We start from the raw sequence: 14144 nt of genomic DNA on the forward strand, positions 1-14144 counted from the left end.
CCTCAAAATTTATTATTTATGCGGGCGAAGCCCCACTCGCAATGACAGACGAAGCCGAACTCCGCGAGCAGTTCACCGAGGCGTTCAAAGGCGCCGACTACCCCGTCTCCAACCCGATGGACCTCGTCCCGGCGCTGCCGAACGGCCCGGGAACCAAATTCGAGTCCGGCGACTTCTCCATGACGGCGATGGAACTCAACTCCAAAGCCGCCGGAAAGGCCGACTTCCCCTACGACGACGTCGACTCGCTCGTCGACGACCTCATCGCGGGCCTCAAGGACGACGGCCACCTCTGAGTCGGCTACCGCTCCGAAACGGCTACTCGAAGTCGATCGTCCGCGCTCCTGCTCGAGTCTCGACGCCGATTCGTCTCACTGTGATCGTGTCGGACTCGGTAGTCCGGCCTCGGGTTGGCGCCGTTCGTCCACCAGCCTCGTTCGACGGGCTTGCGCTTTCCCGAGTTCTCGACGGCCGGGCGACCGCCGACGGATCCGTCTCTCGTGTCACCGCGTCGTGTGCGTGACGATGTCGTCGTCGCCGCAGTTCGGACAGGCCGTCGCCGTCGCGTCGACGGTCGTCCCGCAGCGGCGACACTCGTAGACGACGGCTCCCTCGCCGCCGAAGAGGAGTGACGTAACTGTCTCGATCATTCCATCCCCTACCGTCCCGTGTCACGTTCATCGACAAGTATTTTTCCGGAGTATTCAGTTCCGTCGAGGAACCGAAAGGCCGTACTCTCGGTGCTCGATCCGGCCCTGCGATCTCCGTCTTGAATCGATCCGTGACCGATACCGCCGCCCTGGCCGGGACCGAAGCGGAAGCGCCACCTCATTCGTCGGCTCGGGTCCACTCGCCCTGGACGACGGTGTCGACGGACGGCGGTTCGGCGCCGACGGTTCCGTCCGTCGAGAACGTCTCGACGGCGTTCGCCGCGGCGGTCGTCTCGTCGGTTCCGTCCCCCGTCGCGTCGAGTTGTCGTTCCACGATCGTGCCGCCGTCGCCGACCGCGACGTCGTACGAGTCGCCCTTCGCGGCCCCGCGGAGGGTCGATTCGACCGGCGTCTGGAACTGGTCCCACTGGCCCGCGGACCGTCGCTCGTACACCGCTCCACCGTCGCCGGCGGCGAGGCCCGCGTCCCCGGCGCGGTCGACCGCGCGGATGGCGCGCCGACCGTCGTCGATCACGTGGGGCGTCCAGCGGAAGCCGTCGTATCGGTAGACGATCCCGGCGCCGCCGGCGACGTTCGCGTCCCGCAACCCCTGGCTCGCGATGTCGTAGAACGCGCCGCCCGCGAAATCGATGCCGACCTGCTCCCAGGAGGCCCCGCCGTCGGTCGTCTCCCCGACGAACTGACTCGTCGAGCAGACGTGGCCGGCCGTCCGCGCGTGGAAGTCGATGCCGGGAATCGTCGAACCGCCGCCGGGCTTGATCACGTCTTCGTACTGCATCGCGCCGCTATCCTGGCGGGTCCCGACCAGCAACTCGCCGGAGCCGTTGACGAAGTAGACGCGCTCGTTCTCCCCGGCGGTTCCCCGCACGGCGCAGTCCTCCCACGTGCTCGTCATCCCCATCGGCGCGGAGTAGTTCGTCAGCGTCCGCGTCTCGATGTTGTACTCGCCGATGACGCCGCTGCCGCCGACGAACCAGACCGCGGCGCCGTCGTCCGTGACGTCGATCCCGGTCAGGCGGCGGCTCCTGGCTTGCGGTCCGTACCTGACGACGAAGTGCCAACCGTCGTCGCACCGGGCGACCACGTTGCCGTCTGCCCCGGCCGCGAACGGCCCGGACGGGGTGCCGACCGCGTCGTTGAGCGCCTTGCTGGTCGGCGATTCGGCCACGGTCCAGTCGGTTCCATTCGATTGGCCGGCGGCGAACCCGATGGGGAGGGTGCCGGCCGCAGTCGTCGCCGTTGCGAGTCGAAGGACGTCGCGTCTCGTCTGTGCTGTCATGTGACGCGGCTCTGTGTACTAACCCACTCCGTAAATGAGTGGAGGACATTCTACGCGGTTGGAACAACTGGTAATGGGTATCGGCCGTTGTCGCGAACCCGTCCGGTGCGATGGTCCGGGCCGCTCAAACGCCGTTAACCGGGTGTTCAGCTGCGGTCGCGTGCGTCGCGAGAACGAGGGTCGTCGACCTGTGACGGGTCCGCGCCAGGGAACATCACCGAACCCGCGAACGGGCCGAACGCGGTTGGCGGAGCGGATCGACCGTCCGAGCGGCTCGCCGACGGTGCGGTTTCAGATTCACCGCGCGCTGAGAACCCTTTTTACGAGCGCCCACATAGGCCGATTCGATGGACTTAGACAGCCACGCCGAGGAGCTCGCCTCCGACCTCGGCGTCGACAACGAGGAGGTCAAAGCCGACCTGCAGAACCTGGTGACGTACAGCGTCCCGATCGACGAGGCGAAACAGAGCCTCCGGCGGAAGTACGGCGACGGTGACGGCGGTTCGAGCGGGCCGACGACGAAGTCGATCGGCGAGATCGACCCGGACGCGGGCAACGTCTCCGTCACGGGCGTCGTCCTCACCGCGGGGAAGCGATCGATCCGGTACCAGGGCGACGATCACGAGATCGTCGAGGGCGAACTCGCCGACGAGACCGGCCGCATCGACTTTACCGCCTGGGAGGACTTCGGGCTCGAAGCGGGCCAGACGCTCACCGTGGGCAACGCCGGCGTCCGCGAGTGGAACGGCCAACCCGAGCTCAACCTCGGCGAACACACCTCGATCACGGAGTCGGACGACGCGCTCGACGTGCCCTACGAGATCGGCGGCGAGGCCTCGCTGACCGACCTCGAAACCGGCGATCGAGCGGCGACCGTCGAGGTCGTCGTCCTCGAGTGCGAACGGCGGACGATCGACGGCCGCGACGGCGAAACGGAGATCCTGAGCGGCGTGCTCGGCGACGAGAGCGGTCGCCTCCCCTTCACCTGCTGGGATCCGCGACCCGAGATCGAACCCGACGCCACGCTCAGACTCGAGAACGTCTACGTCAGGGAGTTCCGCGGGGTCCCCGAAGTGAACGTCTCCGAGTACACGACCGTCGACGTCCTCGACGCCGAGATCGAGGTCGGCACGGACGCCCCGTCGATGACCATCGGCGAGGCCGTCTCCGGCGGCGGGGTCTACGACGTGGAGCTGTCGGGCAATCTGATCGAGGTCCGCGACGGCTCCGGGCTCATTCAGCGCTGTCCGGAGTGCGGTCGCGTCGTCCAGAAGAACCAGTGTCGCACCCACGGCGAGGTCGACGGCGAGGACGACCTCCGGGTGAAGGCGATCCTCGACGACGGCACCGGCACCGTGACGGTCGTCCTCGACGACGAGGTCACCGCCGAGGTGTACGGCGGCGATCTCGATGACGCCCGCGAGCAGGCTCGCGAGGCGATGGACCAGTCGGTCGTCGCGGAGACCATCCGCGAGCGCGTCGTCGGTCGCGAGTACCGCGTGCGCGGTCACCTCTCCGTCGACGAGTACGGCGCCAACCTCGACGCGACGACCTTCGCCGAGTGCGACGACGATCCGGCCGCGCGTGCGAGCGCGTTCCTCGCGGAGGTGGACGGATGAGCGCGAACGGCGACGCCGAGGATCGACCGGGCCGAGAGGTGGCCCACCGGCTCTTCGCGGCGGAGTTCGACGACGCCTCCCTCTCCTACGCCGAGAGCGACGAGGAGCGCGCGCCCAACTACGTCGTCTCGCCGACCGGGGCGCGGCTCAACCGCGTCTTCGCCGTCGGGACTCTCACCGAGGTCACCGACGTCAACGAGGAGATGGTCCGCGGACGCGTCGTCGATCCGACCGGCGCGTTCGTCGTCTACGCCGGCCAGTACCAGCCCGACGCCCTCGCCTTCCTCGAACGGGCCGAGCCGCCCGCGTTCGTCGCGGTGACCGGCAAAGCCCGGACGTTCGAGCCCGACGACGGCGATCGGGTCTACTCCTCGATCCGACCGGAGACGCTGGCCACCGTCGACGGCGACACGCGGGATCGGTGGGTGGTGGACGCGGCCGAGCACACGCTCGATCGCATCGCCACCTTCGCCGCGGCGGCCCAGCTCGACGTCGATCCCGATCGGCGCGCCGACGTGCTGCGGGCGAACGACGTCGACGCGGGCTTCGCGGAGGGCATCGAACTGGCGCTCGAACACTACGGTACGACGCCGGCGTACCTGACGAGCCTGCGCGAGGTCGCCCTCGAAGCGGCTCGCGTCGTCGCCGGCGAGCAGTCCCAGGTCGAGTCGTCGACGACGTCCCCGTCCACGCAGGGGGACGGGTCGGCCTCCTACGCGGATCTCGCCGCCGACGGGCCGTCGCTCTCCGTCCCCGACGACGTCGGATCGCCGGCGGAGACGGCCACCGCGGACGACGAACCGTCGCCAGACGGCCCGGACGCGGCCGCCGGCGCGGCGGTCGGCACGGCGACCGGCAGCGATCGCTCGGCGGCGCCGGTCGACGAGTCGCCGACCGACGAATCCGCCGACGCCACGCGGACCGGCGAGCGCGCGGACGGGCCGGACGACGCCGAGGAGCTGGGCGAATTCGACGCGGACGAACCACCGTCCGACGACGAAGACGACTCGACTATCACGGACGAAGAGCCCGCCGACGACGAATCGGAACCGACCGTATCGGACGACGCAGCCGACGAGCCAGTCGAGTCGGACGAATCATCCGACGAACGAGTCGCGTCTGACGAATCACCCGACGAACGGGTCGCGTCCGACGAATCGGCCGACGAACCGGGTCCGTCGGACGAGGAACTGGGCGATTTCGACGCCGACGGCATGTACGAGTTCGACGAGGAGGAACGCGAGGCGATCGAGGAGGAGTACGGGACCGAATTCACGTCCGGTACCGAGGTCGGCGACCCCGGCGAGGCGGACATCGACGTCCCGGAACCGGAGGAGGTCGAGGAAGCGGTATCGAGCGAGGGCGTGGCCGAGGAGACGTCGTCGACGGATACTGCGGCTGACGACGAAGCGGACGCCGACGAGTCGTCGACCGCCGCTTCCGACGAGACGCCGTCGACCGGTGACTCCGACGGGGACGTGGACCTCCAGGCGCGCGTGGTCGAGACGATGGAAGCGCTGGACGAGGGCGAGGGTGCCGAACGGGACGCCGTCGTCGACGCGGTCACCGACGAGACCGGTGCCGAACGGGACGCCGTCGAGCAGGCGATCCAGGACGCGCTCATGGGCGGCGAGTGTTTCGAACCGTCGGAGGACCGACTCCAGGCCATCTGATGGTACAGGTAGAGCCCGTCCCGTCGGAACCCGCCGCACTCGCGACGGTCGATGACGAGCGAACGCTCCTCGTCGCGGATTACCACGCGGGCGTCGAGGCGGCGTTGCGATACGAACGCGGCGTGCAAGTGCCGAGCCAGGCGGAGTCGCGTCGCGACCGCTTGCTCGCGCTGCTCGAGCGGACGGACGCGGACCGGCTGGCGATCCTGGGCGACCTCATGCACTCGATCGGCGACCCCGGCGGGGCGGAACGGGGCGAGCTCGAAGTCCTGTTCGAGTCGTTGCCGCCGGTCGCCGTCACGCTCGTCAAAGGGAACCACGACGGGGCGATCGAGTCGTGGCTCGCCGACGCGATCGAGGATGCCGATTCGCCCCGTCCGGGCGGACCCGACGGTCCGACCGATCTCGAGGTTGTCCCTGGCGCGGGGACGCGACTCGGCGATCTCGGAGTATGTCACGGCCACAGCTGGCCGGCAACCGAGGCCCTGGAGGCCGAGACACTGTGTATGGGCCACGAACACCCCTGCGTTCGGCTGGAGGACGAAGTCGGCGGAAGCCGGATCGAGCCCGTCTGGGTGCGGGGGGCGTTACGACGGTCGTGGGCCCGGGGGCGCGCCGCCGAGAGTGCCGACGAGGGAACGACTTCGACCGGTGACGACGATCGCTCTGGCGGTGACGACGGCGATCGCTTGAACGGCGAACTGGTCGTCCTGCCGGCGTTCAACGAGCTCGTGGGCGGTACCTGGATCAACGTTGCCGATCAGTCCTTCCTCTCCCCGATGCTGCCGGACGGCCTGGACGCCGGCGAGGCGTACCTGCTCGATGGGACGCGACTGGGGCCGTACGAATCTGTGTAGGCACATCACGTCTTGGAATCTGTCTCTCGGGGCTGCTAAGGGCAAAACTACATAAGGCGTCTCTATAGTTGGTTTTGGAGAATGGCACAACAAACCGGTAGTGGAATTCTATACGACATTTACCGAACCCGGGTCGGTGAACCGACGACACACGACGAGGTTCGAGGGTACTGGGTGTTTCTGACCGGACTGGTGTTGGGAACGCTCGGGATCGTCCTGTTCCTGCCGAGTACGTCACCCGGTGGTGCCACGGGCTTGACGGTACGGGAGGCGAGCATCTTCCTCTCGGCGGTCGGGCTGGCGATGCTCGTCGCAGGTCCGGTCATCCGGCTTCCGCTCCAGTCGTGGGCGAACTACGCGGCGTACGTCGGGCAGGCTGTCTGTTTCGTCGCGGCGGTCTGGTTCCTCCTCGTGTTCCCCGCCGAGTGGAGCGTTCAGACGGGGAACCAACCCGTTCTCGTATTGTACGCCCTGGGGCTGGCCAGCATCACGATCGGGAGCGTCATCGCGCCGCTCCTCGCCAGTGGGGCCACCGACGATGTTGTGGCCGGTGGGCCCAACCCAAGCGCGGCCGAATCCGACGCGGCCGAGGTCCGTCGCGAGCGCGATCGGCTCGAAGACGAAATCGAACAGGCGCGACGCGAATCGGACGACGGTGCCGCCGCACGGGCGACCCTGCAATCGGACGTCGACGCCCTGTACGCGAGTCAGGCCCGGTTCGAACTCTACGAGGACGCCGCGAACGAGTGGCGATGGCGCTTCCGACATCGAAACGGGAACGTCGTCGCCACGAGCGGCGAGGGCTACACGCGCAAGCACAACGCCCAGAAAGGGATGCAGAGCGTCCGACGGAACGCACTCGGCGCGGAGACGCTACTCGTCGAGCGTGAAGCGGAGCTCCCACCCGCGGACGAGCGCTTCGAACCCGTCACGGAACTCGACAGTCGGGCCGCGTTCGAAGTCGAGGCGGACAGCGCCGGCGAGTATCGCTGGCGATTGCGCCACGACAACGGCAACATCATCGGCGATAGCGGCGAGGGATACGCCTCGCGAAGCAACGCACAGCGGTCGATCGACCGGATTCGCGAGACGGCCGGCTCGGCGAGCTACCTCTGGTTCGATCCCACGGGCTTCGAAGTCTATCGAGACAAAGCCGGCGAGTGGCGGTGGCGATTCGTCCACCGCAACGGCAACATTCTCGCCGACAGCGGAGAGGGCTATACGCGACGCAACGACGCCAACCGGGCCGTCGAACGCATCCGTGACCGGATCGACGACCTGACGTTCGACGTGTACGAAGACGACGCGGGGGAGTACCGCTGGCGGCTCCGCGGCGGCAACGATCAGATCGTGGCCGACAGCGGCGAAGGATACACTGCTCGCGACGACGCCACCGAGGCGGTCGACAGAGTCCGACAGTACGCCCCGGATGCGAACGTTCTCGACATCGGGCTGGCGACGTTCGAGATCTACGAGGACAAGAGCGGGCAACACCGCTGGCGGTTGCGCCATCGCAACGGAAACATCCTGATGGACAGCGGGGAAGGGTACGGAGATCGGAGCGCGGCTCGTGACGGTATCGAGAGCGTCAAGCGGAACGCGCCGACCGCCGAACTGCGGACCTGATCCACGCCGGTCGCTTCCCGACCTGTTCGGATCGTATCTGATCGGGACCGTTGGCGCCCTTGAACAAGCATCCGCGAGCGAAGCGAGCTGTTCACCGGCGGCGGAGCCGCCGGCACTTTTTCATCGAAGTTTTTGCGGTGAGTGGGTTGCGGGCCCTTGGTCCGCAACCGAATGCCGTGGCGGCGGAGCCGCCACGCGGGTCGCCGGAGGCGACCCCGAACCGGAAAAAGTTCGGTGCGGAACAACGCGCTTATGCGGCGTTCGCCCCTACGACCGTCGATGACCGACGGGGACGCGGCGGCCTTCACCCACCTCGGATCGGCCGTCCGCGACGCCCTCTCCGAGCGCGGCTTCTCGACGCCGACGCCGCCGCAGCGACTGGCGATTCCGCCGCTCGCGGCCGGGGAGAACACGCTGGTGATCGCCCCCACCGGGAGTGGCAAGACCGAGACGGCCATGCTGCCCGTCTTCGACCACATCGTCGCCGATCGCGATGGGCGCCAGGCCACCCTCGACGGGGCGAGCGGCGGCGCGGACTCGGACGTCACCGAAGCGAGCGCCGACGTCGATGCGGAGCCGCCCGTCGACGGCTTCCGGGCGCTCTACGTCACGCCGCTCCGGGCGTTGAACCGCGACATGCTCGATCGCCTGGAGTGGTGGGGCGAGTCCCTCGACGTCTCCGTCGACGTCCGCCACGGCGATACGACGCAGTACCAGCGTTCGAAGCAGGCGGAGGATCCGCCGGACGTCCTGATCACCACGCCGGAGACCATCCAGGCGATGCTCACCGGCGAGAAACTACGCGAGGCGTTCGAGTCGCTCTCGCACGTCGTCGTCGACGAGGTCCACGAACTCGCCGCGTCGAAGCGCGGCGCCCAGCTCTCGATCGCCCTGGAGCGACTCGTCGAACTGGCCGGGCCGTTCCAGCGGGTCGGCCTCTCGGCGACCGTCGGCGATCCGGGGGAGGTCGGCCAGTTCCTCACCGGCGGCCGACCCTGCGAGGTCCGGGAGATCGACGTGGGGTCGAACGTCGACGTGACGGTCCGCGAGCCCACGGTGACCGACGAGGACCGCGACCTCGCCGGCACGCTGATGACGGAGGTGACGACCGCGAGTCACGTCCGGCTGATCCGCGACGTCGTCGCCGACAACGAGTCGACGCTCGTCTTCGTCAACACGCGCCAGACCGCCGAAGCGCTCGGATCGCGGTTTCGCGAACTCGACCTGCCGATCGGCGTCCACCACGGCTCGCTGTCGAAGTCGGCCCGGGTCGAAGTGGAGGACGACTTCAAGGCGGGCGAGCTGGACGCGCTGCTGTGTACCTCCTCGATGGAACTCGGGATCGACGTTGGGCGCGTCGACCACGTCGTCCAGTACCAGAGCCCGCGGCAGGTGACCCGTCTGCTCCAGCGGATCGGCCGGGCGGGTCACCGCACGGACGAGGCTTCGTCGGGCACGATCGTCACCACGCGGGCGGACGACACGTTCGAGGCGATCGCCATCGCCCGCCGGGCGCGTTCGGGCGAGGTCGAGGACGCGGCGATCCACGAGGGGAGTCTGGACGTCGTCGCGAACCAGATCCCGGCGATCGTCAAGAGCGCCGGCGACACCCGCGTCGACGACGCCTTCGAGATCATCTCGCGGGCGTATCCGTTCCGAGCGCTCACTCGCGAGACGTTCGTCGAGGTCCTCTCGGAACTCCACCGCAACCGGATCGTCTGGTACGACGAGGCCGCAGACCGGATCGAAGGCAGCGGGAACACCTGGCAGTACGTCTACGCCAATCTCTCGATGATCCCGGACGAGGAGACCTACGAGGTCCACGACATCGCCTCGGGGGGCCAGATCGGGACGCTCGACGAGCGATTCGTCGTCAACTTCGCCTCGCCGGGCGAGATCTTCATCCAGCGCGGCGAGATGTGGCGCATCGCCGAGGTGGACGACGAGGAGGCCGTCGTGAAGGTGAGCCCGATCGAGGATCCGGCGGGCGAGGTCCCCTCCTGGATCGGCCAGGAGATTCCGGTCCCCCTCGACGTGGCGGGTGAAGTCGGCGAGATACGCGCCGTCGCCCAGCCGCAGTTCGCCGGCGGGGCCGACGAGGACGCCGTGGCGCGCGAACTCGAGACCCGGTATCCGAGCGATCGGGCGACGCTGGCGTCGGCGCTCTCGCAGCTCGAACGACAGGTCGACGGCGGCGATCCGATGCCGACCGCGGACCGGATCGTGATCGAGCGCCAGGGTCGCGACGTCGTCGTCAACGCCTGTCTGGGCCACAAGACTAACGAGACGCTCGGCCGCGTGCTCACCTCGCTGCTCGGCCAGCAGTCCGGGTCGTCGATCGGCCTGGAGATCGATCCTTACCGGATCGAACTCGAAGTGCCGACGAGCGTCGCGACGAGCGACGTCCTCGACGTGCTCTTCGAGACCGATCCGGATCACGTCGAGGCGATCGTCGAACTGGGACTGAAGAACGCCGACGCGCTCGCGTTCCGGCTGGCCCAGGTCTCGGGCAAGTTCGGCGCGCTCAAGCGCTGGGAGGGCTCGGGTCGGCTGTCGAACGATCGGTTGCTCGCCGCGCTCGAGGACACGCCGATGTACGAGGAGGCGATCCGCGAGGTGTTCCACGAGGACCTCGACACCGATGCCGCGGCGAGCGTTCTCAGGGCGATCCAGTCCGGCGAGATCGACGTCGAGACGGTCCGCGGTCGAACCGCCGTCGGCTCGGGCGGCCACTCCTCGGGGAAGGAACTGCTCGCCCCCGAGAACGCCGACGCGAGCATCATCGAGACCGTCAAGGAGCGCATCCAGGACGATCGCGTCATCCTCCTCTGTACGCACTGTACGGAGTGGCTCTCCCGGACGAAAGTGCGACGGGTGCCCGACCAGCCGTCCTGTCCCGACTGCGGCTCGACGCGCATCGCCGCGCTCAACCCCTGGGCCGACGAGGTGGTCGACGCCGTGCGCGCCGCGGAGAAGGACGACGAACAGGAGGAGATGACTCAGCGCGCGTTCCGCTCGGCGAGTCTGGTCCAGAGCCACGGCAAGCAAGCCGTGATCGCGATGGCGGCCCGCGGCGTCGGCCCGCACAACGCCGCGCGCATCATCAACAAACTCCGCGAGGACGAGGCCGAGTTCTACCGCGACATCCTCCGCCAGGAGCGCCAGTACGCCCGGACGCAGTCGTTCTGGGACTGAACACGGCCCGGCGTCATTTCTGCCGTCCGAACCCGCGCCAGCGGGCCCGGCGCGACGAAACGATCAAACGTCGGGCGACCGAACTGACGACCATGAACGTCGCGCCCGGGGCCGTGCGCTACGCGATCGTCCCGTTTGCGGTGGCCCCGTTCGGCCTCGTCATCTTCCCTCCGGCCGGCGTGGCGCTCTCCCTGCTCGGGATCTTCGTGCTCTGGTTCTTCCGCGACCCCGAGCGAACGCCGCCGGCTTCAGGGATCGTGGCGCCGGCGGACGGCACGGTCTCGGTCCTCCGTGAGGAGGGCGACCGGGTTCGGCTGGGCATCTTCATGAACGTCTGGGACGTCCACGTCAACCGCTCGCCGGCGACCGGCCGCGTCGTCGACGTCGAACACACGCCGGGCGCCCATCGGCCGGCGTTCTCGAAGGACTCGGACCGCAACGAGCGGGTTCACCTTCGGTTCGAGGATGGGCCGGACCCGGCCCCGATCGAGGACGTGACGCTGATCGCGGGGGCGTTCGCGCGTCGAATCACGCCGTACGTCGAGACGGACGAGCGAGTCGAGCGCGGCGACCGGATCGGTCACATCGCGTTCGGCAGTCGCGTCGATATCGTGTTCGCGCCGTCGGTGTCCACCGACGACGTTCTGGTGACCCAGGGCGAGAAAACGCGAGCCGGCGAAACTGTCGTCCTCGCGACGGACGCAGTCGGCTGAGCGGGTTCGGTTGGTCGTCGAACGGGAGCGTAGCACAGAGATCGCCTGGCGAGGTTACTCGCGCGCCTCGATCGCCCGGTCGAGGTGCTCGCGCTCGACGACGACATCGTCGGCGCGGTCGTTCGCCTCCTCCGGGCCGTATTCGTCGGCGACCTCGCGGATCGCCTGCATCGACGCGTCGCGGACGATCGCCTCGATGTCCGCGCCGGTCGCACCGTCCAGTTCCGCCGCCAGCTCGTCGAGGTCCACGTCCTCGGCGATGGGTTTCCCGCGGGTGTGCACGTCCAGGATCTTCTTCCGCGCGTCGAGGCCGGGTTCCGGAACCAGGACGTGCGTGTCGAGGCGACCGGGTCGCAGCAGCGCGGGGTCGATGTCCTCCTTGCGGTTCGTCGCCGCGAGCACCACCAGATTGGGGTTCTCGCGCATGCCGTCGAGTTCGGTGAGCAGTTGCGAGACGACGCGCTCGGTCACCTCGTGGCTCTCGCCGCGTCGCCCGACGATGGCGTCGATCTCGTCGATGAAGACGATCGACGGCGCGGACTGCCTTGCGCGCTCGAACACTTTCCGGATGGCCTTCTCGCTCTCGCCGACGTAGCGGTCGATGATCTCGGGGCCGTCGACGCGCACGAAGTTGACGTCGGTCTCGCCCGCCAGCGCGCGGGCGAGCAGGGTCTTACCGGTCCCCGGCGGTCCGTACAGCAACACGCCGGACGGCGGCTCCGTGTTGGTCCGCTCGAAGAGGCGATCGTAGGTGAGCGGCCACTCGACGGACTCGGTGAGCGTCCGCTTCGCCTCGTCGAGGCCGCCGACGTCGTCGAAGTCGGTCCCCGGCGACTCCGCGACGTACTCGCGCATCGCGGAGGGCTCGACCGCGGCCAGCGCCTCGTCGAAGTCGGCCTTCGTCACGGTGGGATCGCGGTTCCAGGCCTCGCGCTCGGCCTCGTCGGCCGGCCGTCGGCGGATCGCGGCCATCGCCGCTTCACTGGCGACCGAGTCGAGATCGGCGCCGACGAACCCGTGCGTGCGCGCGGCGAGCGCGTCGAGCGAGACGTCCTCGGCCAGCGGCATTCCGCGGGTGTGAACCTCGAGGATCTCGCGCCGGCCGGCTTCGTCGGGCACGCCGATCTGGATCTCGCGGTCGAAGCGCCCGCCGCGGCGCAGCGCCGGGTCGAGCGAGTCGACCCGGTTGGTCGCGCCGATGACAATGACGTCGCCCCGGCCGTCGAGGCCGTCCATCAGGGTGAGCAACTGGCCGACGACGCGGCTCTCGGCGTCGGCGTCCTCGTCGCGCGCGCTGGCGATCGAGTCGATCTCGTCGAAGAAGACGATCGAGGGCGACGCGTCGCGAGCCCGGGCGAACGCCTCGCGGAGTTTCTCCTCGGACTCGCCCTTGTACTTCGACATGATCTCGGGGCCCGAAATCGAGATGAACGTGGCGTCGACCTCGTTGGCGACGGCCCGGGCGATCAGCGTCTTCCCCGTCCCGGGCGGCCCGTACAACAACACGCCGGAGGGTGGATCGACGCCGAGGCGACCGAACAGCGCCGACTCCGTCAGCGGCAACTCGATCATCTCCCGGACGAGTTCGAGCTCCTCGTCGAGGCCGCCGATGTCCTCGTAGGTGACCCCGCCAGCCGTCCCCGGGGCCACCGATCCCCGATCGGGGGATCCTGCTGTACGCTCGGCAGCCGTCCCCTCGCCGCTCGCCGCATCGGCGGTGGTTCCCTCTCCGGTGACGCGAACCTCCGTCGATCCGGTGATCCGGACGTCGCCGTCCGGCGTCGTGTCCACGACGCGGAACGGTTCCGCGGCGACGCCCTCGATGCGTATCTGTTCGTCCGTTCGGACCGGTCGATTCCGGAGTTTCTGGTTGGCGACGCGCTCGGTGAGTTGCGTCTCCGCGTCGTTCGCGGTCGGCGGCGGCGCGAGCACGACCGTCTCCGCGTCCGGGATCGGGCTTCCATCGAGGGCCGCGACCGTCACCGTGTCCCCGACGTGGGCGCCGGCGTTCGCGCGGGCGTCCGCGTCGATCTGGATCACCCCGTCGTCGACCGTCGGATCGGCGGGCCACATCTTGGCGACGGTGGACTTGTTCCCCTCGATGCGGACCGAGTCGCCGCTCAACACGCCGAGCGCGCGTCTCGCTCGTTCCGGAATGCGGGCGACGCCGCGGCCGGCATCTCGCTTCTCGGCCGCGCGGACCGAGAGGCGAACTCCGTCTGCGTCCGACTCGCTCATACGCCGAGTCTTTCGCGCCTGCCACCTTGAGAATTATCCTGCCCGGCGAGTCCGTCCGGCTTCACGTCGGATGTCCGGCACAATATCTATTGGACAGCGGCCCATTCCCACCGTATGGTCGCCGAAACGGAGCGAGACGGCGCAACCTGGTACGAGTGTGAGATCTGTGGCCTCCTCTTCGACGAGTACGAGGACGCATCGATGCACGAATCGAACTGCGACGACGAGGATCCGTCCTACATCCAGTGACCGACGCGGTGCCGTCGGCCCGTG

11 protein-coding genes are annotated in these 14144 nt (G+C 68.6%); 8 read left to right on the plus strand and 3 right to left on the minus strand.

All coding sequences use genetic code 11. The features are described 5' to 3' along the window. Positions 1-41 precede the first annotated feature (41 nt). A complete protein-coding gene (locus MXA07_RS10145) occupies positions 42-296 on the plus strand; it encodes an MTH865 family protein (protein WP_247728486.1) in 255 nt (84 codons plus the stop codon). Positions 297-503: 207 nt separating this feature from the next. On the opposite strand, the gene MXA07_RS10150 is transcribed toward MXA07_RS10145, so the two are convergent. Next, positions 504-650: a hypothetical protein gene (locus MXA07_RS10150; protein WP_247728487.1), complete on the minus strand. Its 147-nt coding sequence runs from the start codon at positions 648-650 to the stop codon at positions 504-506. Between the two features lie 178 nt (positions 651-828). After that, positions 829-1950 carry a hypothetical protein gene (locus MXA07_RS10155; RefSeq protein WP_247728488.1) on the minus strand — a complete coding sequence of 374 codons (1122 nt, stop codon included), beginning with the start codon at positions 1948-1950 and terminating at the stop codon, positions 829-831. A 347-nt stretch (positions 1951-2297) separates the two neighbouring features. On the opposite strand from MXA07_RS10155, the gene MXA07_RS10160 reads away from it, so the two are divergent. From MXA07_RS10160 to MXA07_RS10185, 6 genes are all read left to right on the plus strand, one after another. Further along, positions 2298-3569 (plus strand): Single-stranded DNA binding protein, encoded by a 1272-nt coding sequence (locus MXA07_RS10160; RefSeq protein WP_247728489.1) that lies wholly within the window; start codon positions 2298-2300, stop codon positions 3567-3569. Then, the gene (locus MXA07_RS10165; RefSeq protein WP_247728490.1) at positions 3566-5242 is read left to right on the plus strand and encodes a hypothetical protein; all 1677 of its coding nucleotides are present in this window, start codon (positions 3566-3568) and stop codon (positions 5240-5242) included. Before MXA07_RS10160 ends, MXA07_RS10165 begins: the two co-directional genes overlap by 4 nt. After that, positions 5242-6099 carry a metallophosphoesterase gene (locus tag MXA07_RS10170; protein WP_247728491.1) on the plus strand — a complete coding sequence of 286 codons (858 nt, stop codon included), beginning with the start codon at positions 5242-5244 and terminating at the stop codon, positions 6097-6099. The genes MXA07_RS10165 and MXA07_RS10170 overlap by 1 nt, the downstream gene beginning before the upstream one ends. An 81-nt stretch (positions 6100-6180) precedes the next feature. Then, a complete protein-coding gene (locus MXA07_RS10175; RefSeq protein WP_247728492.1) occupies positions 6181-7725 on the plus strand; it encodes a DUF1508 domain-containing protein in 1545 nt (514 codons plus the stop codon). A 279-nt stretch (positions 7726-8004) separates the two neighbouring features. Beyond that, positions 8005-10920 carry a DEAD/DEAH box helicase gene (locus tag MXA07_RS10180; RefSeq protein WP_247728493.1) on the plus strand — a complete coding sequence of 972 codons (2916 nt, stop codon included), beginning with the start codon at positions 8005-8007 and terminating at the stop codon, positions 10918-10920. Positions 10921-11012: 92 nt separating this feature from the next. Beyond that, positions 11013-11633, plus strand: coding sequence for a protein sorting system archaetidylserine decarboxylase (locus tag MXA07_RS10185; RefSeq protein ID WP_247728494.1), 621 nt, complete (start codon positions 11013-11015; stop codon positions 11631-11633). A 54-nt stretch (positions 11634-11687) separates the two neighbouring features. Here the strand turns inward: MXA07_RS10185 and MXA07_RS10190 are convergent, their stop codons facing one another. Further along, positions 11688-13871 (minus strand): AAA family ATPase, encoded by a 2184-nt coding sequence (locus MXA07_RS10190; protein ID WP_247728495.1) that lies wholly within the window; start codon positions 13869-13871, stop codon positions 11688-11690. A 114-nt stretch (positions 13872-13985) separates the two neighbouring features. On the opposite strand from MXA07_RS10190, the gene MXA07_RS18190 reads away from it, so the two are divergent. Beyond that, positions 13986-14120 (plus strand): DUF7128 family protein, encoded by a 135-nt coding sequence (locus MXA07_RS18190; RefSeq protein WP_282102517.1) that lies wholly within the window; start codon positions 13986-13988, stop codon positions 14118-14120. Positions 14121-14144 lie beyond the last annotated feature (24 nt).

It is taken from the genome of Halovivax limisalsi (assembly GCF_023093535.1).
GTDB classification, from domain to species: domain Archaea; phylum Halobacteriota; class Halobacteria; order Halobacteriales; family Natrialbaceae; genus Halovivax; species Halovivax limisalsi.

Bases quoted from the DNA above. Each gene is read 5' to 3' on its own strand.
- MXA07_RS10145 (WP_247728486.1), top strand. From the start codon at position 42: ATGACAGACGAAGCCGAACTCCGCGAGCAGTTCACCGAGGCGTTCAAA.
- MXA07_RS10150 (WP_247728487.1), bottom strand. From the start codon at position 650: ATGATCGAGACAGTTACGTCACTCCTCTTCGGCGGCGAGGGAGCCGTC.
- MXA07_RS10155 (WP_247728488.1), bottom strand. From the start codon at position 1,950: ATGACAGCACAGACGAGACGCGACGTCCTTCGACTCGCAACGGCGACG.
- MXA07_RS10160 (WP_247728489.1), top strand. From the start codon at position 2,298: ATGGACTTAGACAGCCACGCCGAGGAGCTCGCCTCCGACCTCGGCGTC.
- MXA07_RS10165 (WP_247728490.1), top strand. From the start codon at position 3,566: ATGAGCGCGAACGGCGACGCCGAGGATCGACCGGGCCGAGAGGTGGCC.
- MXA07_RS10170 (WP_247728491.1), top strand. From the start codon at position 5,242: ATGGTACAGGTAGAGCCCGTCCCGTCGGAACCCGCCGCACTCGCGACG.
- MXA07_RS10175 (WP_247728492.1), top strand. From the start codon at position 6,181: ATGGCACAACAAACCGGTAGTGGAATTCTATACGACATTTACCGAACC.
- MXA07_RS10180 (WP_247728493.1), top strand. From the start codon at position 8,005: ATGACCGACGGGGACGCGGCGGCCTTCACCCACCTCGGATCGGCCGTC.
- MXA07_RS10185 (WP_247728494.1), top strand. From the start codon at position 11,013: ATGAACGTCGCGCCCGGGGCCGTGCGCTACGCGATCGTCCCGTTTGCG.
- MXA07_RS10190 (WP_247728495.1), bottom strand. From the start codon at position 13,871: ATGAGCGAGTCGGACGCAGACGGAGTTCGCCTCTCGGTCCGCGCGGCC.
- MXA07_RS18190 (WP_282102517.1), top strand. From the start codon at position 13,986: ATGGTCGCCGAAACGGAGCGAGACGGCGCAACCTGGTACGAGTGTGAG.